14 protein-coding genes are annotated in these 24,368 nt (G+C 63.2%); 11 read left to right on the top strand and 3 right to left on the bottom strand.

The window, feature by feature from the left end:
* Positions 1–192 precede the first annotated feature (192 nt).
* From ACP154_RS04940 to ACP154_RS04950, 3 genes are read left to right on the top strand one after another with little or no spacing between them, the layout of a single operon-like run.
* A complete protein-coding gene (locus ACP154_RS04940) occupies positions 193–1,746 on the top strand; it encodes a YifB family Mg chelatase-like AAA ATPase (RefSeq protein ID WP_421861338.1) in 1,554 nt (517 codons plus the stop codon).
* A gap of 23 nt (positions 1,747–1,769) precedes the next feature.
* Positions 1,770–3,614: a response regulator gene (locus tag ACP154_RS04945; protein ID WP_421861336.1), complete on the top strand. Its 1,845-nt coding sequence runs from the start codon at positions 1,770–1,772 to the stop codon at positions 3,612–3,614.
* A gap of 19 nt (positions 3,615–3,633) precedes the next feature.
* Positions 3,634–5,007 (top strand): AmpG family muropeptide MFS transporter, encoded by a 1,374-nt coding sequence (locus tag ACP154_RS04950; RefSeq protein WP_421861334.1) that lies wholly within the window; start codon positions 3,634–3,636, stop codon positions 5,005–5,007.
* Here the strand turns inward: ACP154_RS04950 and ACP154_RS04955 are convergent, their stop codons facing one another.
* The gene (locus ACP154_RS04955; RefSeq protein ID WP_421861331.1) at positions 5,008–7,296 is read right to left on the bottom strand and encodes an NADP-dependent malic enzyme; all 2,289 of its coding nucleotides are present in this window, start codon (positions 7,294–7,296) and stop codon (positions 5,008–5,010) included.
* Positions 7,297–7,417: 121 nt separating this feature from the next.
* Between ACP154_RS04955 and mutS the strand changes: the two genes are divergently transcribed.
* The 5 genes from mutS (at position 7,418) to ACP154_RS04980 (ending at position 16,298) form a co-directional block, all read left to right on the top strand.
* The gene (mutS, locus tag ACP154_RS04960) at positions 7,418–10,111 is read left to right on the top strand and encodes a DNA mismatch repair protein MutS (RefSeq protein WP_421861328.1); all 2,694 of its coding nucleotides are present in this window, start codon (positions 7,418–7,420) and stop codon (positions 10,109–10,111) included.
* 32 nt (positions 10,112–10,143) lie between these two features.
* The gene (locus ACP154_RS04965) at positions 10,144–12,960 is read left to right on the top strand and encodes a [protein-PII] uridylyltransferase (protein ID WP_421861326.1); all 2,817 of its coding nucleotides are present in this window, start codon (positions 10,144–10,146) and stop codon (positions 12,958–12,960) included.
* 3 nt (positions 12,961–12,963) lie between these two features.
* Positions 12,964–14,571: a murein biosynthesis integral membrane protein MurJ gene (gene murJ, locus ACP154_RS04970; RefSeq protein WP_421861323.1), complete on the top strand. Its 1,608-nt coding sequence runs from the start codon at positions 12,964–12,966 to the stop codon at positions 14,569–14,571.
* A 63-nt stretch (positions 14,572–14,634) separates the two neighbouring features.
* Positions 14,635–15,678, top strand: coding sequence for a tryptophan--tRNA ligase (gene trpS / locus ACP154_RS04975; protein ID WP_421861320.1), 1,044 nt, complete (start codon positions 14,635–14,637; stop codon positions 15,676–15,678).
* Between the two features lie 107 nt (positions 15,679–15,785).
* Positions 15,786–16,298: a copper chaperone PCu(A)C gene (locus ACP154_RS04980; protein WP_421861317.1), complete on the top strand. Its 513-nt coding sequence runs from the start codon at positions 15,786–15,788 to the stop codon at positions 16,296–16,298.
* A gap of 76 nt (positions 16,299–16,374) precedes the next feature.
* On the opposite strand, the gene lepA is transcribed toward ACP154_RS04980, so the two are convergent.
* Positions 16,375–18,183 carry a translation elongation factor 4 gene (lepA, locus tag ACP154_RS04985; RefSeq protein ID WP_421861313.1) on the bottom strand — a complete coding sequence of 603 codons (1,809 nt, stop codon included), beginning with the start codon at positions 18,181–18,183 and terminating at the stop codon, positions 16,375–16,377.
* A gap of 163 nt (positions 18,184–18,346) precedes the next feature.
* Here lepA and ACP154_RS04990 point away from each other — a divergent pair, with 163 nt between their 5' ends.
* The 3 genes from ACP154_RS04990 (at position 18,347) to ACP154_RS05000 (ending at position 21,935) form a co-directional block, all read left to right on the top strand.
* On the top strand, positions 18,347–18,988 hold the full coding sequence (locus ACP154_RS04990; RefSeq protein WP_421861311.1) for a DUF1134 domain-containing protein: 642 nt from the start codon (positions 18,347–18,349) through the stop codon (positions 18,986–18,988).
* A 113-nt stretch (positions 18,989–19,101) separates the two neighbouring features.
* Positions 19,102–20,424 carry a hypothetical protein gene (locus ACP154_RS04995; protein ID WP_421861308.1) on the top strand — a complete coding sequence of 441 codons (1,323 nt, stop codon included), beginning with the start codon at positions 19,102–19,104 and terminating at the stop codon, positions 20,422–20,424.
* 725 nt (positions 20,425–21,149) lie between these two features.
* A complete protein-coding gene (locus ACP154_RS05000; protein WP_421861306.1) occupies positions 21,150–21,935 on the top strand; it encodes a putative phage abortive infection protein in 786 nt (261 codons plus the stop codon).
* Here the strand turns inward: ACP154_RS05000 and gyrB are convergent.
* On the bottom strand, positions 21,932–24,334 hold the full coding sequence (gene gyrB / locus ACP154_RS05005) for a DNA topoisomerase (ATP-hydrolyzing) subunit B (protein ID WP_107711938.1): 2,403 nt from the start codon (positions 24,332–24,334) through the stop codon (positions 21,932–21,934). The two genes, ACP154_RS05000 and gyrB, sit on opposite strands and share 4 nt — an antisense overlap.
* Between the last annotated feature and the right edge of the window lie 34 nt (positions 24,335–24,368).

The raw sequence follows: 24,368 nt of genomic DNA on the forward strand, positions 1-24,368 counted from the left end.
AGACCGTTTAACTTTTGGGTAGCAGATATACCCTGAAACGCGTTTTATCGAGAAAATATCCCCGTCAGGTTGACCGGTGAACGTCATTTATTCTATAAATGTTCCTGTTTTGAACATATCTGTTCCGAACAATGTGGATAACTCGCGTTAACCGTGTTGTTTGATTGATCGAGTTCATTGAATGAGGGCGCCATGGGCATCCGCACATACTCCGCCGCTTTCGATGGCGCACAGGCGCGACTGGTGGATGTTCAGGTCCAGATCGCCGGCGGCATGCCCAACTTCATGATTGTGGGGCTGGCGGACAAGGCGGTGGCGGAAAGCCGTGAACGGGTTCGCGCCGCCTTCGCCGCCGTCGGGCTGTCACTCCCTTCCAAGCGCCTGATCGTCAATCTCGCGCCCGCTGACCGCCCCAAGGAGGGCGCTCATTACGATCTGCCTATCGCGCTGGGCCTGATGGCCGCCATGGGCGTCTTGCCGGTGGATATGCTGGCCGAGCATCTAGTGATGGGCGAGCTGGGGCTGGATGGCGGATTATCGCCCTCGCCGGGCGCCCTGCCCGCCGCCATGCTGGCGCAGGAAAAGGATCTGGGCTTCATCTGCCCGGAAAGCTGCGGGCCGGAAGCCGCCTGGGCGGGCGGCGAGCTGCCCATTCTGGCGCCGGCCTCGCTCATCCAGCTGGTCAATCATTTCAAGGGCGGACAGGTGCTGTCCCGACCCGCACCGGGTGACCTCATTGAAGCGGATCCGTGCCGGGACCTGCGCGATGTGCGCGGACAGGAAACCGCCAAACGCGCGCTCGAGGTCGCCGCCGCCGGCGGACATAATCTGCTTATGGTCGGCCCCCCCGGCGCCGGCAAATCCATGCTGGCCTCGCGCGCACCGGGCCTGTTGCCGCCCCTCACCTCGTCAGAACTGCTGGAGGTGTCGATGGTGCAATCGGTGGCGGGCCTGCTGGAGCGCGGACGTCTGTCGCGCAATCGTCCGTTTCGCGCCCCGCATCATTCCGCCTCCATGGCGGCGATGGTGGGCGGCGGCACGCGCATTCGCCCCGGGGAGGCGTCCCTGGCGCATCACGGGGTTCTGTTTCTAGATGAATTGCCCGAATTTCATCCCCAGGTGCTCGACAGTCTGCGCCAACCGCTTGAAACAGGCGAAATCGCCGTGGCGCGCGCCAATGCCCGCATTACCTATCCCGCGCGGTTCCAGCTGATCGCCGCAATGAATCCCTGCCGCTGCGGCTGGGCCGGCGAGAACGGACAAGCCTGCGCGCGCGGCCCCAAATGCGCCCAGAGCTATCAGGCGCGCGTCTCCGGTCCGATGATGGACCGGATTGACCTGCAAATCGACATTCCCCCTGTCACGCCTGCGGACCTGGCTTTGCCCCCTGCCCCGGAAGGCACAGCTGAGGCTGCGGCGCGCGTCGCCGCCGCCCGCGCCATCCAGAACGACCGCGGCGCGCTGAATGCGCATCTCAGCGGCGAAGCCTTTGATCAATTCGCCAGCCCCGACGAACCGGGGCGGGCGCTGCTGTTGCGGGCGTGCGAGGCGATGGGGCTGACCGCGCGCGGCTATCACCGCGTCTTGCGCGTGGCGCGGACCCTCGCCGACCTTGACCAGTGCGAACAGGTCCGCCGCATCCATGTGGCCGAGGCGCTAAGCGCCCGGCGCGCCGCGACCCAGGGCCAGGCGGTCTCCACCCCCGCCGCACTGAAAAGCGCGCCGTTGCTTTCGACGCTTCGTTAACGCGCAGCGCGTAAACAGGGTTCATGGAGCGTGAATGGGACCCTGCCGCCGAAAACCCCCACCCCCAGCGCAGTCTTCTGGACGCGATGGCGGAGCTGGTGCTGGCACGGGATTCCTCGGGGCGTGTGACCGAGGTCAACGCTGCATTCCTCAAAGCCTTTGGCGGCGCTCGCTCTGACTGGATCGGACGCTGGTTCGCCGTCGCCCCCGCCCCGAGCACGCCAGGTCAGGCCCGCCGCTATGACGCCGCCATGCGCACGCGGGCCGGCGCCGCCTGGATTGAATGGTCTGAGACCACGCTCAAGGATGGCGGCACGATCGCCGTGGGGCGCGATGTCAGCGACGAACGCCGTGAACGCGCTGAAGCCAGCGAGGCCGCGGCGGGCAAATCGGTCTTCTTCGCCTCTGTGACTCATGAATTGCGCACGCCCTTGTCGGGCGCGCTCGGGGCCGCGGCGCTGCTCAAAGACAGCGGCCTTCACCCGGATCAGGCGGCCTATCTGGAAGCCGTACGCTCAAGCGCCCAACATGCGCTGAACCTGATTGATGATATTCTGGACCTGTCGCGACTTGAGGCGGGGCGCCTGACCTTGCGCGCCGAACCGGTCGACTTGCGCAGCCTGATTGAAGATGCGTGCGAGATTCTCTCCACCCGCGCTGCAGAAAAAGGTCTGGCGCTCGCCCACGCCATCAGCGCAGACGTCCCGGCGGATATTCGCGCCGACCCGGCCCGCCTGCGACAAATCCTGTTCAATCTGGGCGGCAATGCTGTGAAATTCACTGAAGAAGGCGGCGTGCTGGTGCAGGCAAGCTATCATGAGGGCGAGCTCAGTCTCGCCTTCAAGGACACAGGGCCCGGCATCGCCAAAATCGAACAATCAAACCTTTTCAAGCATTTCGAACGCGGCGCGGCGGAGCACAACGCCACCCCTGGCGCCGGGCTGGGCCTGGCCATGGTCAAGCGCCTGACCGAAGCCATGGATGGGGATGTCGGCGTCAGCTCCGAACCCGGTCAGGGCGCGGTCTTCTGGACGCGCTTTCCGGCCCCCGCCCTGTCACCTCCGCCGGTCGAGCGGCCCCTGGAGGACCGCACCATCATTATCGCGTCCGCTTCGGAGATTCGCCGCGAAGCGCTGTCGCTCATGGCGCAAGCCCTAGGCGGCGCGACCCTCGAGACCGCGTCGGTCCACGCCATCGCCGATCTGGTGAGCCAGGCCCAAGGCGCTGCAACCTTGATCCTGGATGCGGACTGGGCGGACCAGGCGCCCGCGCTGAAAGCTCAGGCCCCTGAGCTGCGCATACTGGTCCTGGCTGAACCGCGCACCAAGGACCGCTTCACCCAAAAGGACGGCCCCCTCGGCATTGATGGCTGGCTGGTCTCGCCCGTCCGGCTCAGCTCGCTGGCCGCCTACGCCCAGGGCCTTGAGATCGAACCCGAAGAGCCGTCCGCACCTCGCCTGCCCGATCGTGCGCTTGAAGGTCTCCACATTCTGGTGGCCGAAGACGATCCGGTGAACGCCATGATCGCGCGGACGGTCCTGACGCGCCTGGGGGCGGACGTCGCAGTCGTCGATACCGGTCGAGCCGCGCTGGAGGCTGTCGCTGGCGGCCAGTTTGACGCCGCGCTTCTGGATATGCGCATGCCAGAAATGGGCGGGCTCGACGCCGCCGCCGCCATACGCAGCCTGAAAAGCCCCGTCGCGGCGCTGCCGCTGATCGCCTTGACGGCAAACGCCACCGAGGATGATCGCGAAGCCTGTCTGACCGCCGGCATGGACGCATTTCTGACCAAGCCCTTGCAGCCTCAGGCGCTGATCGAGATCCTCACCGGCTTGTGCGCCCCGCAAAACCGGGCCAGTTTCGCCTAGGGCCAGACGAGGGACGACCATGACCGTGGAAACAAACCCGCCAGCGCGCAGCTGGGCGCAGACCGTGCGGGTGTATTTCACCCCGGTCATGCTGTCGATGATCGTGCTGGGCTTCGCGTCAGGCCTGCCGCTTTACATGGTCTTCCAGAAGCTCTCCTATTGGCTGCGTGACGCCGGGATCGAGCGCTCCACCATCGGCTTCTTTTACTGGGTGACGCTGTCCTACACCCTGAAATTTCTCTGGGCGCCGATCATTGACCGGGTGCAAATACCCTTCCTCGCCAAGCTTCTGGGGCCGCGTCGATCCTGGATCGTTACAGCCATTTCCGGCACGGTCATCGCACTGGTGATCATCTCCCAGACTAACCCCTCCCAAGGTCTCGCTCCGGTCGCCATCGCGGCGTTTTTGCTGGCCTATTCCAGCGCCACGCTGGATGTCGCGATCGACGCCTGGCGCATTGAAAGCGCCCCCAATGACATGCAGGCCAACATGGCCGCCGGCTACTCGCTGGGCTATCGGGTCGCCTACATGACCTCCGGGCTTGGGCTCGCCATTTCCGAATGGGCGGACTGGAGCTGGTCCTTCCTGGCAATGGCGGCGGCGATGACGGTGTCTGCAGGGCTGGTCTTCTTGATGAAGGAGCCCGCGACGGGAACCTATAAGCACGCCCTGACCGGATCCCTGCCCCAGAAAATCGTCAAGGCCGTGGTCGACCCGTTCAAGCAATTTCTGGGGCGTCTTGGCTGGTGGTTGCTGCCGGTCCTCTTGCTGATCACGCTCTACCGGATCAGTGATTTCACCATGGGCGTGATGGCCGCCCCGCTTTATTCCGATCTGGGTTTCGCGCGCGACGCCGTGGGCGGCATTCAGGGCGGCCCCGGCCTGATCGCGACCATGACCGGATTGTTTCTGGGCGGAATCGCCAGCATGCGCTTTGGCATGATGCGGGCGCTGGTAATCGGGCTTGTGATCACCTTGATCACCAATGGCGCCTATGCGTGGCTGGCGGCCACGGCCGGGCCGGACGATCTGGGCAAGCTGACGCTTGCGGTCGTGGGCGACAATCTGGCCGGCGGCTTTGTGACGACGGTGTTCATCGCCTACCTCTCAAGCCTTGTGGACCCCGACAACGCGGCGACCCAGTACGCCATGCTCAGCTCGTTTTACGCCCTTGTGCCCAAATTCATGGCCGGCTTCTCCGGCGTGCTGGCCGATCAGGTGGGCTGGGTCTGGTTCTTCATCCTGACGGCGGGCTGGACCCTCCCCGCCGGGGTCTTGCTGGCACTGGTGCTGGGATGGGGGCCGATGGCGGCGAAGGGGCAGTTCAAATTCGCCGAACGTCGGACCACCGAAAACAGCCCTGAACAGCCACAGGGCGGCAAGGCGGAGTAATCACTCCGCCGCCTTCTCCGTCCGGTCATCTGACAAATCGTGCGCCGCCAGCGCCGCCAGCGTGAGAATGTCGTTCACGCTGGCGCCCAGACGGGCGATCTGAACCGGCTTTTCAAGCCCCACCAGCATCGGCCCCAGCACGGTGGCGCCGCCGGCGGCGCGCATCAGCTTGGTGGCGATGGACGCCGAGTGAATGGCGGGCATGACCAGCACGTTCGCAGGCCCTGTGAGGCGCGAGAACGGATAGAGACGCCGGTGATCAGGGTCGAGCGCCACATCGGCGTTCATCTCGCCCTCGTATTCAAAATCCACGCCTCGCGCATCAAGATAGCTGACCGCTTTCTGGATGGCGTCGGCCCGATCGCCGGACGGATTGCCAAAGGTGGAGTAAGACAGGAAGGCCACGCGCGGGGTGACGCCAAAGCGCTTTGCCGCCGCCGCCGTCTCCACCGCAATGTCCGCCAGGGCTTCAGGGCTTGGGAACTCAGTGACATTGGTGTCGGCGATAAACAGGGTCCGACCGCGTGACAGCACAAGGCTCATCCCCATGACGCGCTCGTTCTCGGCGGTGTCGATCACAAGCTGCACATCGCCCAGCGCCTGAGCGTAATTGCGCGTCACGCCGGTCACCATGCCGTGCGCATCACCCAGCGCGAGCATGCAGGCGGCGAAGACGTTGCGGTCATTGTTCACAAGACGCTGCACGTCGCGGCGCAAATAGCCCTGGCGCTGCAAGCGATGAAACAGGAAGTCGGCATAATCCGCGTTCTTGTCAGACAGGCGCGCATTGACGATGCGAATGGCGTCCGACTGAACGCCCAGAAGCCGCATATTGGCGTGCACGGTCTCTTCGCGACCGATCAGGATCGCCTCGCCCAGACCCTGGTTCTGGAAGGCGTAGGCGGCGCGGATCACGGACGGCTCCTCGCCTTCAGCAAAGACGATGGTCTTGCGCTCACCGGCACGAACATCGTCTTGAATTGATTGCAGGATCGCCGCCGTGGGATCGAGCCGGCGCGCCAGAGCCGCCTTGTATTGCTCCATATCGGAGATCGGCTTGCGCGCCACGCCGGACTCCATCGCCGCCTGCGCCACATAGGGGGGCACATGGCTGATCAGGCGCGGATCAAACGGGGCGGGGATGATGTATTCCTTGCCAAACGTCGGACGCGCGCCGTGATACGCAGCGGCGACTTCATCGGGGACGTCTTCGCGCGCCAGCTCGGCCAGCGCCTTGGCGGCGGCGATCTTCATCTCTTCATTAATGGTGCGGGCGCGCACATCCAGAGCGCCGCGGAAGATATAGGGGAAGCCCAGCACATTATTGACCTGATTGGGATAATCAGATCGACCCGTAGCCATGATCGCATCCGAACGCGCCTCGCGCACTTCTTCGGGCGTGATTTCGGGATCGGGGTTCGCCATGGCGAAGATGATCGGATCGGCCGCCATGGAGCGCACCATTTCCTTGGTCACCGCCCCCTTCACTGACAGGCCGATAAAGCAGTCCGCCCCGTTCATCGCTTCGTCCAGCGTCCGCGCATCGGTGTCGGCGGCATGGGCGGATTTCCACTGATTCATGCCATGATCGCGCCCCTTGTAGATGACGCCTTTGGAGTCACACAGGATCGCGTTGTCATGCTGGACGCCCATGGCTTTGAGCAGTTCGAGCACGGCGATGCCGGCGGCGCCCGCGCCGTTCACCACCACTTTCAGCGCTTTGATATCCTTGCCCGACAGCTCGCACGCATTGATGATGCCGGCGGCGGAAATGATCGCCGTGCCGTGCTGATCGTCATGGAAAACCGGGATATCCAGAAGCTCACGCAGCTTCTCTTCAATAATGAAGCAATCAGGTCCCTTGATGTCTTCCAGATTAATGCCGCCAAAGCTGGCGCCGAACCGACGCACGCATTCGATGAAGGCTTCGGGATCGTTCTCATCCACCTCGATATCGATGGAATCCACATCCGCAAACCGTTTGAAGAGCACCGACTTGCCCTCCATCACGGGCTTGGACGCCATCGCGCCCAGATCCCCAAGGCCCAAAATGGCGGTGCCGTTGGAGATCACCGCGACCATATTGCCCTTGGAGGTGTAATCGTAAGCGAGGTCCGGATCCTCGGCGATCGCCTTGACCGGGGCGGCCACGCCCGGGCTGTAAGCCAGCGACAGATCACGCTGGGTCGCCATGGGCTTGGTGGCGGTCATCGCCAGTTTTCCGGGCTTCGGGAAACGGTGGAAGTTCAGGGCTTCTTCGTCATCAACGCGGGAGCGGCGGTCAGTCATGGCGGATCCGGAAAAAAGGGCGGTGGACAGGTGTGGACCTGCACACTAGCCGCTTCGCGGCGTACAGCAAATCACGCGCTGTCACACTTGCGGCGGGCGGCGGCGCGGTTACCTTGCGCCCATGACGTCACACGCAGATCCGACCGCCCTGAACGCCCGCGCCTTCCCGACCCCGGAGGGCGGGACGCCGATGATGGTGCAGTTTTTGGAGCTGCGCGCCGAAGCGCCGCTCGATGCCTTGCTGTTCTACCGCATGGGCGATTTTTACGAACTGTTCTTTGACGACGCCGTGCGGGCCTCAGAAGCGCTCGATATCGCTCTGACCAAACGGGGTGAGCACCAGGGCGAACCCGTGCCCATGTGCGGCGTGCCCGTCCATAACGCCCCGGTCTATCTGTCACGTTTGATCAAGGCGGGCTTCAAGGTCGCCGTCGGCGAACAGATGGAAGATCCCGCCGAGGCCAAAAAGCGCGGCGCGAAATCAGTCGTCAAACGCGGCATCACACGTATCGTCACCCCCGGCACGCTGACCGAGGATGACTTGCTGGAAGCGCGCGCCGCCAACCGCATCGCCGCCATCGCCCGTCTCGCGACCGGCGAGTGCGCCCTGTCCTGGGCGGATGTCTCCGACGGTGAGTTCGCCAGCATGCGTGTCGGCTATGAGGGGCTGGAAGCGGAACTGGCCGCGCTCAACCCGTCTGAAGTCCTGTGCTGCGACGAGGACGGCAAGCTGGCCGCTGAGCTTGCGCCTCATGCAGTGATCACGCCGCGCGCCCGCGCCAAATTTGATGCAGGCGCAGCCGAGCGTCGCCTCAAGCAGCGCTTTCATGTGCAAAGCCTTGATGGCTTTGGCGCCTTCACCAAGGCCGAGCTGTCTGCGCTCGGCGCCCTCCTGGATTATCTTGAGCTCTCTCAAGCGGGCGCGCCGGCGCGCCTGCGCCCGCCGCTCAGCCTGCCGTCTGGCGCCGCCATGGTGATCGACCCGGCGGCCCGGGCGAGCCTTGAGATTGACCGGACGCTTCAGGGGTCGCGCAAGGGATCTTTGATTGACGCCATTGATCGCACCCTGACGGCGCCCGGCGCGCGGCTTCTTGCGGATCGTCTATCGCGTCCATCGATGAGCCTGCCGGAGATTCAGGACCGACTGGATGGCGCGCAGTTCTTTCTTGAGAATCGCGCGCTGCGCGAGCAGACGCGCGACCGGCTGAAAGCGGCCGGCGACCCGGCGCGCTGCCTGTCGCGCCTGCTTCTGGGCCGTGGCGGGCCGCGGGATCTGGCGCAATTGAGCCGGGCGCTAAAAGAGGGCGAAAAGCTGATCGCAGGCTTCGCCAAGGATCCGCTGAACGCTCCGCCCGCCCCGATCAGTAAAGCGCTCGACGCTCTGTCTCTGGCGCAGAACCCCGAACTGGCGAGCCTGGTGCAGGACACCCATCAAGCCCTGGTCGCCGAGCCGCCGCTGCTGGCGCGCGATGGTGGCTTCGTTGCGCCGGGATGGACCCCCGTGCTTGATGAAGCGCGCGGCCTGAGAGATGAATCGCGCCGGGTGGTGGCGGGTCTGCAAGCCACCTATGCCGAGCGCTCCGGAATCACCGCGCTGAAGGTGAAGCACAATAATGTGCTGGGCTATTTCATCGAAGTCAGCGCCAGGAACGCCGACGCCCTGATGGGCGACACGGCCTTTATCCACCGGCAAACCATGGCGAACGCCGTACGGTTCTCCACGCCGGAGCTCGGTGAGCTGGAAGCGAAAATCGCACAGGCGGGTGAGCGCGCCCTGGCGATGGAGCTTGAAATCTTTGACGCGTTTCGCGCCCGTATCGAAGCGCTGGACGCGCCGATCCGGCGCGCGGCCGAAGCGCTGGCGGAGCTGGACGTCGCCGCCGCCACCGCCCATTGGGCCGAGGAAACCGGCGCGGAGCGCCCGCATGTGGATGACAGCCTCGCCTTTGATATCGAGGGCGGCAGGCATCCTGTCGTCGAGCGTGCGCTGGAACGCTCCGGCGAGGGCCGCTTCACCCCCAATGGCTGTCACCTGGACGGCGCAGGCGGGGACCATCCGCGGCTGATGCTGGTCACCGGGCCGAACATGGCGGGTAAATCGACCTTCCTGCGCCAGAACGCGCTGATGGCGATCCTGGCGCAGGCGGGGCTGTATGTCCCCGCCAGATCGGCGCGCATCGGCCTTGTGGACCGCTTGTTCTCGCGCGTCGGGGCGGCGGACGACCTGTCGCGCGGACGCTCAACCTTCATGGCGGAGATGATCGAAACCGCCGCCATTCTCAACCAGGCCGGGCCGCGCGCCCTGGTGATCCTTGATGAGATCGGACGCGGCACGGCGACCTTTGACGGTCTGTCCATCGCCTGGGCGGCGGTCGAGCACCTGCATGAGATCAATCGCAGCCGGGCGCTGTTCGCCACCCATTATCACGAGCTGACCCGCCTGGCCGAAGAGCTGGACGCAGCGGGCAATTGCTCGCTCAAGGCCAAGGAATGGAAGGGCGATCTGATCTTCCTGCACGAAGTTCAGACAGGCCCTGCGGACCGCTCCTATGGCGTCGAGGTCGCCAAACGCGCCGGCCTGCCCAAGGCGGCGGTGAAACGCGCCACAGAGATACTCAAACGGCTTGAAAGCGATGACGCGCCCGCAGCCGCGCTCGCGGATCTGCCGCTATTCTCTAGCCTGGCCCCGGAACCAGAAACCCAACCCAGCGCAAGCGATGCGCGCCTGAAAGATATCGATCCGGACAGTCTGACGCCGCGCGAAGCGTTGGATGTGCTGTATGCCCTTAAGGCCTTGAGCCAAAACTCTGGCTGACGCGCCGGTCCCCCTCGCGTAGAATCCAAGCCATGAGACCTACAACCCTCCCCGCCAGTCTTGATGGGCTGCGCTTGCGCGCCGAACTGTCCGCCGCGACCCGCGACGGCTGGAACAAGCCCGCCAACCGCCAGCTGGCGATGACCCGCCTTAAACGCTATCTCGAGAAGGGCCGGGCCCTGGCCCGGACACGCCTGAACGGCGCGGAAGGCGGGTTGGAAGCGGCGCGCACCTGGTCGGGCGTCATGAATGCCGCGCTGCGGGCGCTGTTTGATTCCATCATCTCAGACCACACCGAAGACGCGATCGAAGGCATCGCCCTGTGTGCGCTGGGCGGCTATGGCGCGGGCGAACTGGCGCCACAATCAGACATCGATCTGGTCTTTCTCACCTCGGATACGCCGCCCGAATATGCCGCGGCGGTGATCGAGCAGACCCAGTACGCGATCTGGGATAGCGGCCTGCACATTGGCGGCGGCGCGGTGCGCACGCTGGATGAAGCCATCGCACTCGCCCAGGACGATCTGTCTGAGCGCACGGCCCTGCTCGATCTTCGGTCCATCTCGGGCGATATCCGGCTGGTGCGCCAGATGCATACCCGGTTTGACGAAGACATCCGCATCAAAAACGACGCTGAATTCGCCGCCGCCAAGCTGGCCGAGCGCGATGAGCGCGTGGATCGTCAAGGCGATAGCCGCTATGCGGTCGAGCCTAATATCAAGGACGGCAAAGGCGCATTGCGCGATCTGCAGACCCTGCGTTGGCTCGCGCAAATCCTCTATGGCGATGACGCGCTGGAGCGCTGGGTGGTGGCGGGCCTGTTCTCCATCGATGATGTGAAGCGGTATCTGAGCGCGGCGGATTTCTTCTGGACGGTGCGCTTTCACCTGCATGCCCTGGCCGGGCGCAAGGATGACCGCCTGACCTTTGACCTGCAGCCTGAAATCGCGCGCCGCATGGGGTTTGAAGACACGGACGACCAGCTGGGCGTCGAAGCCTTCATGCGCAGCTATTTTCTCAAAGCGATCGATGTGGGCGCGCTGACCCGTCTGGTCTGCGCCAAGCTGGAAGCTGAAGCGCTCAAGGACCCGCCCGGCGGGCGATTCCTGCCCTCAGATGGCAGCGCCAGCGAAATCGAACTGGCTGAGCGCGGCTTCACCTTGCATGCCGGCCGGCTCGATTTCGCCGATCCGCAAGCGCCGGAAACCGATCCGGTGATGATGCTGCGCCTGTTTGAAAAAGCCGCCGCCAATCATCTGGACCTGCACCCTGACGCCGTGGCCGCCATCAGTCGCGGACTGCGCCAGATCGATGATCGCTTCCGCACAGACCCTCGCGCCGCGCGCAGCTTTTTTGCGGTCCTCATGGATGCCGATGATCCGCGCATCATCCTGCGCGCCATGACCGAGGCGGGACTCCTGGGCGCCTATATCCCCGAGTTCGGCGACATTGTCGCCCGCACCCAGTTCAACATGTATCACCGCTTCACCGTAGACGAGCATACGCTGAACGCGCTGGGCCTTTTGCGACAGCTTGAACAGGGCAAGCTCAACGCCGACCACCCGCTTGCTTCGAAACTGGCGCCGGAAATCCTGCATCGCCGGGCGCTGCATCTGGCGGTGCTGCTGCACGACACCGGCAAGGGCAAGGGCGATCAATGCATTGAGGGAGGCGAGAACGCCCGTCAGGTCTGCCCGCGCATTGGGCTGGATGACCATGAAACCGATCTCGTCGCCTGGCTGATCGAGAACCATCTGGAAATGAGTGATGTGGCCCAGCGCCGGGATCTGTCTGACCCGCGCACCGTGCTCGATTTCGCCGAGAAGGTCGGCACGATCGATCGGCTGAACCTTCTGACCGTGCTGACCGTGGTGGATATCCGCGCCGTGGGGCCTGGCGTGTGGAATGGCTGGAAGGCCCAGCTGCTGCGCGATCTCTATCAGGCGACCGCAGCCGTGCTGCGCGGCGGCGAACGCCGCGACGAGGCCGAGGCGCGGGCGCGGCTGGCCGAACGCGCCGCCATTGCGCGCGATCATTTTCATGACGCGCTCTCGCGGATCGATCCGGACTTCACCCGCATCTGGACTGAAGTGCTTGATCATTCCTACTGGCTGGCCTTTGGCGAGGATGACCGCTTCCGGCATGCCGCCTTCGCCCGCGCCGCCTTTGAGCGCGGACAGGCGACCAGCGTCGGCGTGCGCACGGACAAACGCCGCTCGGCGACGGAAGTCATGGTGCTGACGCCCGACCGGCATGGACTTTTTGCTGACATTGCGGGCGCCTTGTCACGCGAAGGCGCGAACGTGGTGGGCGCGCAGGTGACCACGACTTCGGATGGTCGTGCTTTTGACGTCTTCTACGTGCAGGAACAGGGCGGCAAGCCGTTCGGCTGGTCAGACAGCTATATCCAGGACCGCCTCCGCGACAGCGTGCAGCACGCCGCCGAGCATGGCCTGTCCGCAGAGGATTCCCGCCCCATGCTCAAACCCCTGCGCCGCCGTGAAGCCGCCTTCACCGTCACCCCGTCGGTCAATCTCGATCTGGACGCCTCTGATGATGCGCTGGTGATCGAGGCGACCGGGCGCGACCGCCCCGGCCTCTTGCACGCTCTGGCGAAAACACTGTCTGACATCGGATTGTCGCTGGAGGCGGCGCGTATTGACGGCTATGGAGAACGCGCCGTCGACACCTTCTACGTCACCGAGAACGGCGGCAAACCCTCTGGCGACGCCCGGCTTGTGGGCATCAAGGTGCAATTGATGAACGTACTTTCCGACGCTGAAGACGCGGTCGCCGTGCACCGCGCCAAGCAGGGCTTGGTCTCCACGCCCGCCAGCGCCGGGCGTTAGACCATGCGGTTATTGCGCTCCTCTGCGGTTGTTGGCGGCTTCACTCTGTTAAGCCGGTTCTTCGGCGTTACGCGCGACATCTTGCTGGCCGCGCGCCTGGGCGCCGGGCCTTTGACTGACGCCTTCTTCACTGCGCTGACCTTTCCCAACCTGTTCCGGCGCATCTTTGCGGAGGGCGCGTTCAATTCCGCCTTCATCCCGCTCTACGCCCGCCGTCTGGAGGGGGAGGGCCAGGAAGAAGCAGACCGCTTCGCCAGTGAAGTCTTGTCCGTCCTGACGGTTTCGGTGCTGGCGCTTGTGGTGCTGAGCCAGATCCTGATGCCCTGGCTGATGTATCCGCTGGGACCGGGCTTTGTCGGCGATCCGGGCCTGTTCGCCTTTGCCGTGCTGATGACGCAGATCACCATGCCGTATCTGCTGTGCATGTCGCTCGCGGCGATGATTTCGGGCGCGCTCAACTCCCATGCCCGATTCGCCACGGCCGCAGCTGCGCCCATTCTTCTGAACGTGGTGCTGATCACCGTTCTGCTGTTCGCACCGGGGGAGCGTCGCGACCTGGCGCTCTGGCTCTCTATCGGCGTGACAGCGTCGGGCGTGCTGCAAGCGGGCTGGCTTTACCTGACGGCCCGGCAGCACGGGATCCGCCTGACAGTCCGCGCACCCCGTCTGACCTCTGGCGTGAAACGCCTGGTCGTTCTGGGCGTTCCCGGCGCTGCGGCGGCGGGGGTGACCCATTTTAATCAGCTGGTTTCGGGCTCCATCGCCACGCTGCAGGAAGGTGCACGCTCCTGGATCTATTATGCCGAGCGGCTTTATCAGCTGCCGCTGGGCGTGATCGGCATCGCCATGGGCGTCGCCCTGCTGCCAGCCCTGTCCAAGCGATTGCGCGCTGGTGACGATGCGGGCGCCATGGGAGGCCAGAACCGGGCGATTGAAATCTCCATGGCGCTGACCCTGCCCGCCGCCGCCGCTCTACTGGTGATACCGGACGCTGTCGTGGCAGGCTTGTTCCAGCGCGGCGCCTTTGACAGCTCGGACACCCAGCGCACCGCCTTGGCGCTGGCGATTTACGCCGCCGGCCTGCCCGCCTTCGTGCTGATCAAGGTCTTCGCGCCGGGCTTTTTTGCCCGCGAAGACACGCTGACGCCCATGAAGTTCGCCGGCGCGTCCATGGCGATGAACCTGCTGATCGGCGTGGCGTTGTTCTTCGGGCCTCTGGGCTATGCGGGACTGGCCCTCGGCACCACGCTGGCAGGCTGGCTCAACGCAATCTTGCTGGGCGTGACCTTGATGCGGCGGGGGCAGTTCGTCGCCGATCCGAGGCTGAAACACCGTCTGGCGCGCATAGTTCTGGCCTGTCTGGTCATGATGGCGGCGCTCTGGCTGACTCTGCGCTTCGGGGAAGCGCCAATTACGGGCCTTCTGGCGGCGCATCTGGGCGCCGCGCTGACGGCGTTGGTCTGGATGGGGATTCTGGTGCTGTCCGGGTTTGCGGTTTTCGTCGTGACAACCCTCGCCATTGGCGGGCTCAGGCCGCAGGAATTGCTGGGCGCCCTGAAGCGCGACAGCGCTGCCGTCACCGACAAGGCCCCAAGCGGCACGGACGCTTGAGGCCCGGGCTCCCGCCCTTTAAGACACAGCCTTCCCATTCTCTGTTCTCTAGCGGAAATTCCCATGACTGACGCGACGCCCGCCTATTCCGGCCCCGAACGCATTCTGTCCGGCATGCAGCCCACGGGCGGCCTGCATCTGGGCAATTATCTGGGCGCGCTGAAGAACTGGGTGCCGATGCAGGACAGCGGCAAGGAATGCTTCTTCTGCGCCGTGGACATGCACGCCATGACAATCGAGTACGACCCCGCCGTGTTGCCCGACCGGGTGCGCGGCGTGGCCGCCGCCTATATCGCGGCCGGCGTGGACCCCAAACGCAGCGCCATCTTCGCCCAATCGGCTGTGCCTGAGCACGCCGAGCTGAACTGGATTCTGCAATGCGTCGCCCGCATGGGCTGGATGGAGCGCATGACCCAGTTCAAGGACAAGGCGGGGTCCGGCAAGGACGCCGAGCGCGCCAGCGTCGGCCTGTTCACCTATCCGGTGCTGATGGCGGCGGACATCCTGGTGTACAAGGCGACCCATGTGCCGGTGGGCGATGACCAGAAACAGCATCTGGAGCTGGCGCGCGACATCGCCGCCCGGTTTAACCGCGACTTTGGCGGCGACCAGATCATCTTGCCCCAGCCTGAACCGGTGATCTTGCCGACCGGTGCGCGGATCATGTCGCTCAAGGACGGCACGAAGAAGATGTCCAAGTCCGACCCGAGCGACAATGCCCGGATCAATCTGCATGACGACGCCGACACGATCGCCCGCAAGATCAAGAAAGCCAAGACCGACCCCGAACCCCTGCCCGAAACCGCAGAGGCTCTCACAGATCGCCCCGAAGCGAAAAACCTTGTGGGTCTCTACGCCGCGCTGACCGGCACATCCGTGAGCGAGGTTCTGGGTGAGTTTGGCGGGGAAGGTTTTGGCGTGTTCAAGCCGAAACTGGCTGAAGCGGCGGTGGAGTACATCGCCCCGGTGAGCGAGGAGTATGCCCGCCTTCTCAATGACAAGACCGAGATTGACGCCATTTTGAAAGACGGCGCCGAACGCGCTCGCACGGCCGCCCGGCCGGTGATCGACGAAGTGCGCAAGCTTGTGGGGTATTGGGGCGCTTAAACGCCGCAGGCTGCACGCTTGCGCAAACGCGCACCGCGCGCCAAATCTGGACATAACCGGTTTCGGGCGGCGCCAGGGGCGTCGCCCGTCTCATATGGAGAGATGACATGCTCAAACGCGCCCTCTACGCCCTCGCCCCTTTAAGCGTTCTGACCCTCGCCAGCGCCTGTTCGCCCGCCGAAGAGGCTCAGGTCAGCGCAGAGCCCGCCGAGTATGCCGTGATCGAAGGCTGGGTGCGCGCACCGCTGGGCGGGCGAGACGTCACCGCAGGCTTTATCACCCTCACCGCGGGCGCGCCGGGCGGCCAGCTTGTGGCCGCGACCACGGAGGAAGCGGACGCCATCGAGCTGCACACCATGGCCATGGACGGCGCCGTGATGCGCATGCGCCATGTGGACGCCATCGACATTCCCGCTGGCGGCGCAGCGAGCCTGGCTCCGGGCGGCGACCATCTGATGATTTTCGGCGTGAACCCGGCTGAGCTCGAAGATGGCGAGATGAGCCTCACGCTGGAATTTGCAGACGGCGAAACCCTCGCCATCACCCTCCCCGTGCGCGACACCGCCCCCGAGCTCGACCCGGACATGGGCGCGATGAGCCATGGGGGTGACGGGCGCTAACCGAGCGTTCCGGCCCTGAACAAAAAGCCCCGGTCTCATGACCGGGGCTTTTTTATAGTCGTCAAAACGCTCGCGCTTAATCGTCGTCCATCTTGAGCGCGGCGATAAAGGCTTCTTGCGGGATTTCGACGTTGCCGTACTGGCGCATCTTCTTCTTGCCGGCCTTTTGCTTGTCCAGCAGCTTGCGCTTGCGGGAGGCGTCGCCGCCATAGCATTTGGCGGTCACGTCCTTGCGCATCGCCGACAGGGTTTCGCGCGCGATCACGCGGCCGCCAATGGCGGCCTGGATCGGGATCTTGAACATGTGCCGGGGGATCAGCTCCTTAAGCTTCTCGCACATGGCCCGGCCGCGCATGTCGGCGCGCGAGCGGTGCACGATCATCGACAGGGCGTCCACCGGCTCTTCATTGACCAGAATCGACATTTTCACGAGGTCTTCCTCGCGATGCTCGATGAACTGGTAGTCAAAGCTGGCATAGCCCTTGGTGACCGATTTCAGGCGGTCATAGAAGTCAAACACCACCTCGTTGAGCGGCAGCTCATAGACCAGCATGGCGCGCGAGCCGGCATAGGTGAGCTCGAGCTGGATGCCGCGACGGTCCTGACACAGCTTCAGCACGCCACCGAGATATTCATCCGGCACCAGAATGGTCGCCTTGATCCAGGGCTCTGAAATGCTGTCGATCTTCACCGGATCGGGCATGTCGGCGGGATTGTGCATGTCCACTTCGGAGCCGTCGGTCATCTTGATCTTGTAGACCACGGACGGCGCGGTGGTGATGAGGTCCACATTGTATTCGCGCTCAAGCCGCTCGCGAATGACCTCAAGGTGCAACAGCCCCAAAAAGCCGCAGCGGAAGCCAAAGCCCAGCGCCGCGGACGTTTCCATCTCATAGCTGAAGGAGGCGTCATTGAGCGCCAGCCGCTCCACCGCGTCGCGCAGATCTTCAAAGTCGGCCGCATCCACCGGGAACAGGCCGCAGAACACCACCGGCACGGCGGGCTCAAAGCCCGGCAGCATGGAGTCGGTAGGACGTTTTTCCTCGGTGATCGTGTCGCCGACGCGGGCGTCCCGCACCTGCTTGATCGAGGCGTTCAGAAAGCCGATCTCGCCCGGGCCCAGCGCGTCGCGGTTTTCCTTGGCGGGGGTGAACACGCCCACCCCATCCACGCCATAGCTGGCTTTCGCGCCCATCAGGCGCACGCGCATGCCCTTTTTGAGCGTGCCTTCAATAATCCGCACCAGACAGATGACGCCGAGATACGGGTCGTACCAGCTGTCCACCAGCAGCGCCTTCAAGGGCGCCGCGGGATCACCGGATTTCGGCGCCGGCAGGCGGGTGACGACGGCTTCCAGCACATCCTCGATCCCAAGACCGGTCTTGGCGGAAATCTCGATGGCGTCAGACGCATCGATGCCGATCACATCCTCGATCTGGGCTTTCACCCGGTCGGGTTCTGCGGCGGGCAGGTCGATCTTGTTGAGGACCGGGACGATCTCGAGATCCACATCAATGGCGGCGTAGACATTCGCCAGCGTCTGAGCTTCCACGCCCTGAGCCGCGTCCACCACCAGGAGCGCACCCTCGCAGGCATAAAGCGAGCGGCTGACTTCATAGGCGAAATCGACATGACCGGGCGTGTCGATCAGGTTCAGCGCATAGGTCTGACCATCCTTGGCGGTATAGTCCAGACGCACGGTCTGGGCCTTGATGGTGATGCCGCGTTCGCGCTCAAGCTCCATATTGTCGAGCACCTGCTCCTTCATCTCGCGGTCGGTGAGACCGCCGGTGAACTGGATCAGGCGATCGGCCAGGGTGGATTTACCGTGGTCGATATGCGCGACGATGGAGAAATTTCGGATCAGGGACGGATCTGTGCTCATGCCGCGGGAGTTAGCACTGGCAAGCCGCCGCGCCAAGCTTATTGGCAGCAAAGCCGGCGTCCGGGCCGCGTGTTTACGCAGCGTTTACCCTTTCGCCTCACCGAGGCCCTAATTGACGTTCAGCGTCAGACGCATGAATCCGGTCAGACAAGGCAGGCTCACCATGATTAAACGGTCCATCCTTTCAGTGATCACGACCACCGCCCTGACGCTGGCGCTCGGCGCCTGTTCCGCCACGGGCGGCGGACAGCAGCCGTCCTCCGCTTCGAACGGGGCGGCGCCCGATTACGGCCAACCGAGCGCGTACCAGTCCAATATCGACACTTATTCGCGTGAAGAGCTGGTGGAGGTTACCGCTGACTTCTTTGGCGTCACCGCCGAAGCCGCCGCCTCTGCGCTGGAGCGCGTCTTTTCAGACCTCGGCCGCCCGGTCGGCTATATCGCCGGCGAGGAAGTGTCAGGCGCCGCGGGCATCGGCCTGCGCTATGGCGAGGGCTATCTCACCCTGAAAGGCGACACGGACCAGCACAAGGTCTATTGGCAAGGGCCCTCGCTGGGCTTCGATGCGGGCGGCAACGCCAGCCGCGTGTTCACCCTCGTCTATCGCCTCAATGACACCGACCGATTGTACCAGCGCTTTCCCGGCGTTGAGGGCTCGGCCTATTTCGTGGCGGGGCTGGGGGTGAACTATCAACGCGCCGACGGCATCACCCTGGCGCCGATCCGCTCGGGCGTCGGGCTGCGCGCCGGGGCCAATGTGGGTTATCTCGCCTATTCGCGACAGCGCAACTGGATCCCGTTCTAAGGGTGAATTTGCGTTAACCCTTACTCGCATCGAACGGGTTTTGCGGCTAACCTTCTCCTGATCCGGCGCTTTGGGACCGCCGGATCGAGGGGCCGCAAGGATTGGACGCGTTCATGGATATTTCGGGGTTTGCAACAGGGCTGGCGGCGGGACTGGCCATCGCTCTGGTCATTGTCGGCATCGGTAAATACGCCCGACGCCTGGGCGCGGGCGTCCTGCGCGGCCTGTCCTTTCCGTTTCGGCTGGTGCTGCGCCTGTTCGGCCTGGGCAAGAAATCCGCCCCCAATCGCGCCAGCGAAATGGGTCCGGGCGCCTGGGCGGCGGCGGTGTCAGGTCACAAGACCCTGCTGGAAAGCACGCTGGGCGAGGATTTCGAGCATGAGGAGAGCTATATCTCGCGCCAGGGGCTGATCTTCAAATGGCTGATGGTGCGCGTCGGTTTCATGCGCATGCCCGAGGAGATGACCGAGACGCTGGCGAAGGATTACGCCAGGCTGGCGGATCGCTTTCTGGGCGCCGCCGTGCCCATCGCCTCTGACCCGCGCGCCCTGTTTGAAGATGTGGAAGGCGCGGTGATCGCCCAGCAATTCGCCGAGAGCGAACACGGGCTTCTCTACATGCTCAACGAGACCCGCAAGCTGATGAACGCCAATGTGCGGCGCCTGTCGATCTGGCTGTCCGCCATTCTGTCCGTCGTGTTGATCGCCAATATCGTGCTGAACGCGGTGGGCGTGGTGGACGCCTTTGGCCCGCTGCATGGGGATCTGGTGGGCGAAACCACCGCCGGCGCCCTCAATTCGCTGATGTTCGGCGCGGGCTCCTGCATCCTCGCAGCGCTGGTGATGTGGGCGCTCTATTACGCCGAATACGCCCCCTATCAGCGCAACACCGCCCGCGAGATGGCGAATTTCCTGACCCGCTATTGCGCTCGCCTCAACGATCATTACCGCACCGCCATCGGTCGCGCGAAATCGGTTACGGTGGGAGAGGAGCGCGATTCCAAACAGCTCTCCGCCGAGGCCCGGTTGTGGACGCTGAACATCAACTGGATCGCCCTGCGCGTCTTCTTCATCGAAAGCTATGTGCGCAATGTGGTGTTCCAGATCACCCGGAACTCGAGCTATTACCTCTTGTTCGTCCCGGCAGGCTTTCTTCTGGCGGTGACGGCGCTGTTCGGGCTCGCTGCGGGGCTCGGCCTGTTCAATCCCTTCGCCACGATCATTGCGCTGGGCTGGGTCTTCCCGGTGCTCTTCATCCTGATCGCCATGCTCTACGCCTTTTTCCTGGGCAATTCGATGAAAGCGCTCGAGGAAATCGATCAGGGCGAATGGATCAGCTTTCACACCCTCAAGCTCAACCAGGTGCTGGGCGAAGTGGTCGGCAAATACGCCGAGGATGTCGGCTATTGGAAAAACCGCGTGGGGGGCGGGTTGTAGGACAACCTCTCGGTCCTGAAACCCCGGCCAAGCGCAGCGCAGAGCCGGGGCCTCCATCAGGATAAGGCTCTCAACATTGAAAGAGGTCCCGGGTCTTCGCTCCGCTCGCCCGGGAATTCAGGCTTTGTATGACTCTCTTCCCCGGCGAAGGCCGGGGCCCAGAGCCGGGAGTGCGGCGTTTCATGATCTCTGGGTCCCCGACGGAATTTACCCTCAACTCGCTTGGAGGCGGGGAAAGAGGGAAAAGAGCAGACACTGTCAGAGATGTTTCAACAAACACCGCCATCCCCGCCTGTGCAGGCGAGGGGACGAGCAGGGCGCGCGGGAGCAGTCCGGGCGAATAGTGGGTCTGTTATTGTATTTATGGGGCCCGAAAAGGCTCCCGCGCGCGATGGTGTTTTCTACGGCCTCGACCGGCTTGCTGACGCCATTTCTACGCAGCCTGCCCAAGCTGGACGGGTGTCAGTCGTCCGCCCAAGGGATTCCTGCCCCAAGGGCACGGCTCCAACAGGATCGCCGGAATGTACGAAGTCCCGCCTTTTCGCTGCGACGCGGTGCGTTAAACCGCGCCCGCTCGGGACACCACCTCTCCCCCCGAACCCAACGCGCCGGCCGCCTGCTCTGGAGGAGTGAGGAGAGTATGGGGGTAAGGTGGGAGGGGGAGGATAAGTGCTTCCAAACACTAAAAGCGCTCGTATTATTCCATCATAAGGGGAGCGCTAACTATGAAACGTATACCTATTCAGGCTGTGGCTGTGAGCGCCCTGATCGCCTTATTAGTGGTCATCGGGGCTTACATTTTTCGATTCAACGGAAATCCATGGTCTCAATCTCCTAAAGACTGGGCTGATTTTGGCGCATACGTCGGTGGTCTCTTAGGGCCGATTATCGCCATGGCGGCTTTGTACTATTTGTATAGAGGCGTAAAATTTCAAAAAGAAGAAATGAATATAGCTATAAAAGAATTCACTTCTTTAAATGAGAATAATAAAGAGAAGTCGATGGATGATAGCCTTAATGCTATAATTACAAATTACAATGATGTGCTCTCTAGCTGTAGCTTGTATCATCGCGGAGGAACAAAAAGCGGAAAAGAATACTTCGCCGCACTCCGCGATTTAATATACCCACTAGAACTAACCGGTGAAAATTTTCATGAGCGATATGAAAAAATATACAATAAGTATGATATCACGATGGGTGTATACTTAAGAACTATTCATAACTCATTAAAATATATTGTTGATAATAAAATGCAAGATAGGGTATTATCTAAGCTCTTTATCGCCCAATTATCCAGCGCTGAATTATTTATTTTACTCCTCAACTGTCTTAATTTCAGAGGCGCCAATATGAAACAAAACGCAGAAGATGTTCATTTATTTGAACACCTATCTGAGAAAGATAGAGCCAAATTAGGAAGAAAAATATTGAGCGAATTTGATATCAAGGCCTTTGGAAATCATGTCCCAGAGGCCTTGATACAAAGGTCTGAAAACGCAGACGCCTAAGCATCCACCTCCGCTTCCAGGGCGAATTCCTGGATGAAGTCGCGGCGGGGTTCGACCACATCGCCCATGAGCTTGGAGAACAGCTCGTCGGCCACATCGGCCTCGGTGACCGACACGCGCAGCAAGGAGCGCGCTTCAGGGTCGAGGGTGGTTTCCCACAGCTGATCTGGGTTCATCTCGCCCAGCCCCTTATAGCGCTGGATTTTCAGGCCCTTGGCGCCCGCAGCTTGCACCGCGCTGACGAGCGCATCCGGCGAGAAGATCTCGGTCTCTTCGCCCTTGCGGCGGAAGATGGCGAGCCCCTGATAATCACCGGCAATGGCGGACGCGCGATCTGACAGGCGCTTGGCGTCAGGGCTTGCGAGGATCTTGTCGTCCAGCGTGATGGATTCCACCACATCGCGGACGGTGCGTTTGAACACCATGCCGCCCTCGGGCAGGATCTGACCTTCCCAGCCGTCTTCGCCTTCATCTGATTGCGCGGCGAGGCGCTGGGCCGCGGCGTCCACCTGCGCTTGCGTCGCGTCCGGATGCAGCGCGCCCGTAAGCGCGGCGGCTTCCAGCGCGAATTTCGGCGCGCGGGCGGACAGACGATCGAGCGACAGGGCGATGCCGCGCGCGGCCTTCACCCGTTCCGCCAGATCCTGGCCATAGACGGTTTCTCCGCTCGCCAGCTCCAGCACGGCTTCAGAGCTGCCTTCCTCGATCAGGAAGGCGTCCATCTCGGCCTGGTCGGTGAGGTAGCGCTCGGACTTGCCGCGCATCACTTTATAGAGCGGCGGCTGGGCGATGTAGAGATGCCCGCGTTCGATCAGCTCCGGCATTTGCCGGTAGAAGAAGGTCAGCAAAAGCGTGCGGATATGCGCGCCGTCCACGTCCGCATCGGTCATGATGATGACCTTGTGGTAGCGCAGCTTTTCATAATCGATCTGGTCGCGGCCAATGCCGGTGCCCAGCGCCGTGATCAGCGTGCCGACCTGGTCCGAGGACAGCATTTTGTCAAAACGCGCGCGCTCCACATTCAGGATCTTGCCCCGCAGCGGCAGCACGGCCTGGTTCTCGCGGTGGCGGCCCTGCTTGGCGGAACCGCCGGCGGAATCCCCCTCCACGATGAACAGTTCGGATTTCGCCGGGTCCTTCTGCTGGCAATCCGCCAGCTTGCCGGGCAAGGAGGTGATGTCGAGCGCGGATTTGCGCCGGGTCAGCTCGCGCGCCTTGCGCGCTGCTTCCCGCGCGGAGGCGGCCTCGACGATTTTCGTCACGATCTGACGCGCTTCGGCGGGGTGTTCCTCAAACCATTCGGTCAGCGTGTCATAGACCGCGCTTTCCACTGCCGGACGCACTTCGGAGCTGACCAGCTTGTCCTTGGTTTGCGAGGAGAATTTCGGATCGGGCACTTTCACCGACAGAACGCAGGTCAGGCCCTCGCGCGCATCATCGCCGGTGATGGACACCTTGGCTTTGGTGGCAATGCCCGAATTGCCCGCATACTGGTTCACCACCCGCGTCAGCGCGCCGCGAAAGCCCGCCAAGTGCGTGCCGCCATCGCGCTGGGGGATGTTGTTGGTGAAACACAGAACATTCTCGTGATAGCTGTCATTCCACTCCAGCGCGGCCTCGACAGTGACGCCTTCACGCTCGCCGGTGATCAGCACCGGGTCGGGGAAGATCGCGGTCTTGGTGCGATCAAGGTGTTTGACGAAAGCGGCGACGCCCCCCTCATACACCAGCACTTCTTCAAAGGGTTCGGCGTCGCGTTCGTCGCGCAGCACGATCTTCACGCCCGAATTGAGGAAGGCCAGCTCACGCAAGCGGTGCAGCAATCGGCTGCGCTCAAAATCAATGTTCGAAAAGGTCTCTTCAGACGGCATGAAGCGCACCTGGGTGCCTTTACGACCGTTTGCATCGCCCACTTCGCGCAGGTCCTGACCGTTTTCAGGATCGCCGCGCCGGAAGCGCATGGTGTGCTCGCGGCCATTGCGCCAGATCGTCAGGTCGAGCCAGTCCGACAAGGCGTTCACCACCGACACGCCCACGCCGTGCAGGCCGCCGGACACCTTGTAGGAGTTCTGGTCAAATTTCCCGCCCGCATGCAGCTGGGTCATGATCACCTGGGCTGCGGACACGCCTTCCTCGGCGTGGATCTGGGTGGGAATGCCGCGCCCGTCATCGGTGACGGAGGCCGAGCCGTCGGCGTGCAGGCACACAGTCACTTGCGAGCAATGCCCGGCGAGCGCCTCGTCGATGGCGTTATCGACCACCTCATAGACCATGTGATGCAGGCCCGAGCCGTCATCGGTGTCGCCGATATACATGCCGGGGCGTTTGCGCACGGCGTCGAGGCCCTTGAGGACCTTGATCGACTCCGCGCCGTATTCCTGATTCGGTGTCTCTGACATGACATACTTTTACCGCGTTCGCGGCGTTGTCACC

Origin of the sequence: Oceanicaulis sp. (assembly GCF_965249665.1) — a bacterium.
In the GTDB taxonomy this organism is placed as follows: domain Bacteria; phylum Pseudomonadota; class Alphaproteobacteria; order Caulobacterales; family Maricaulaceae; genus Oceanicaulis.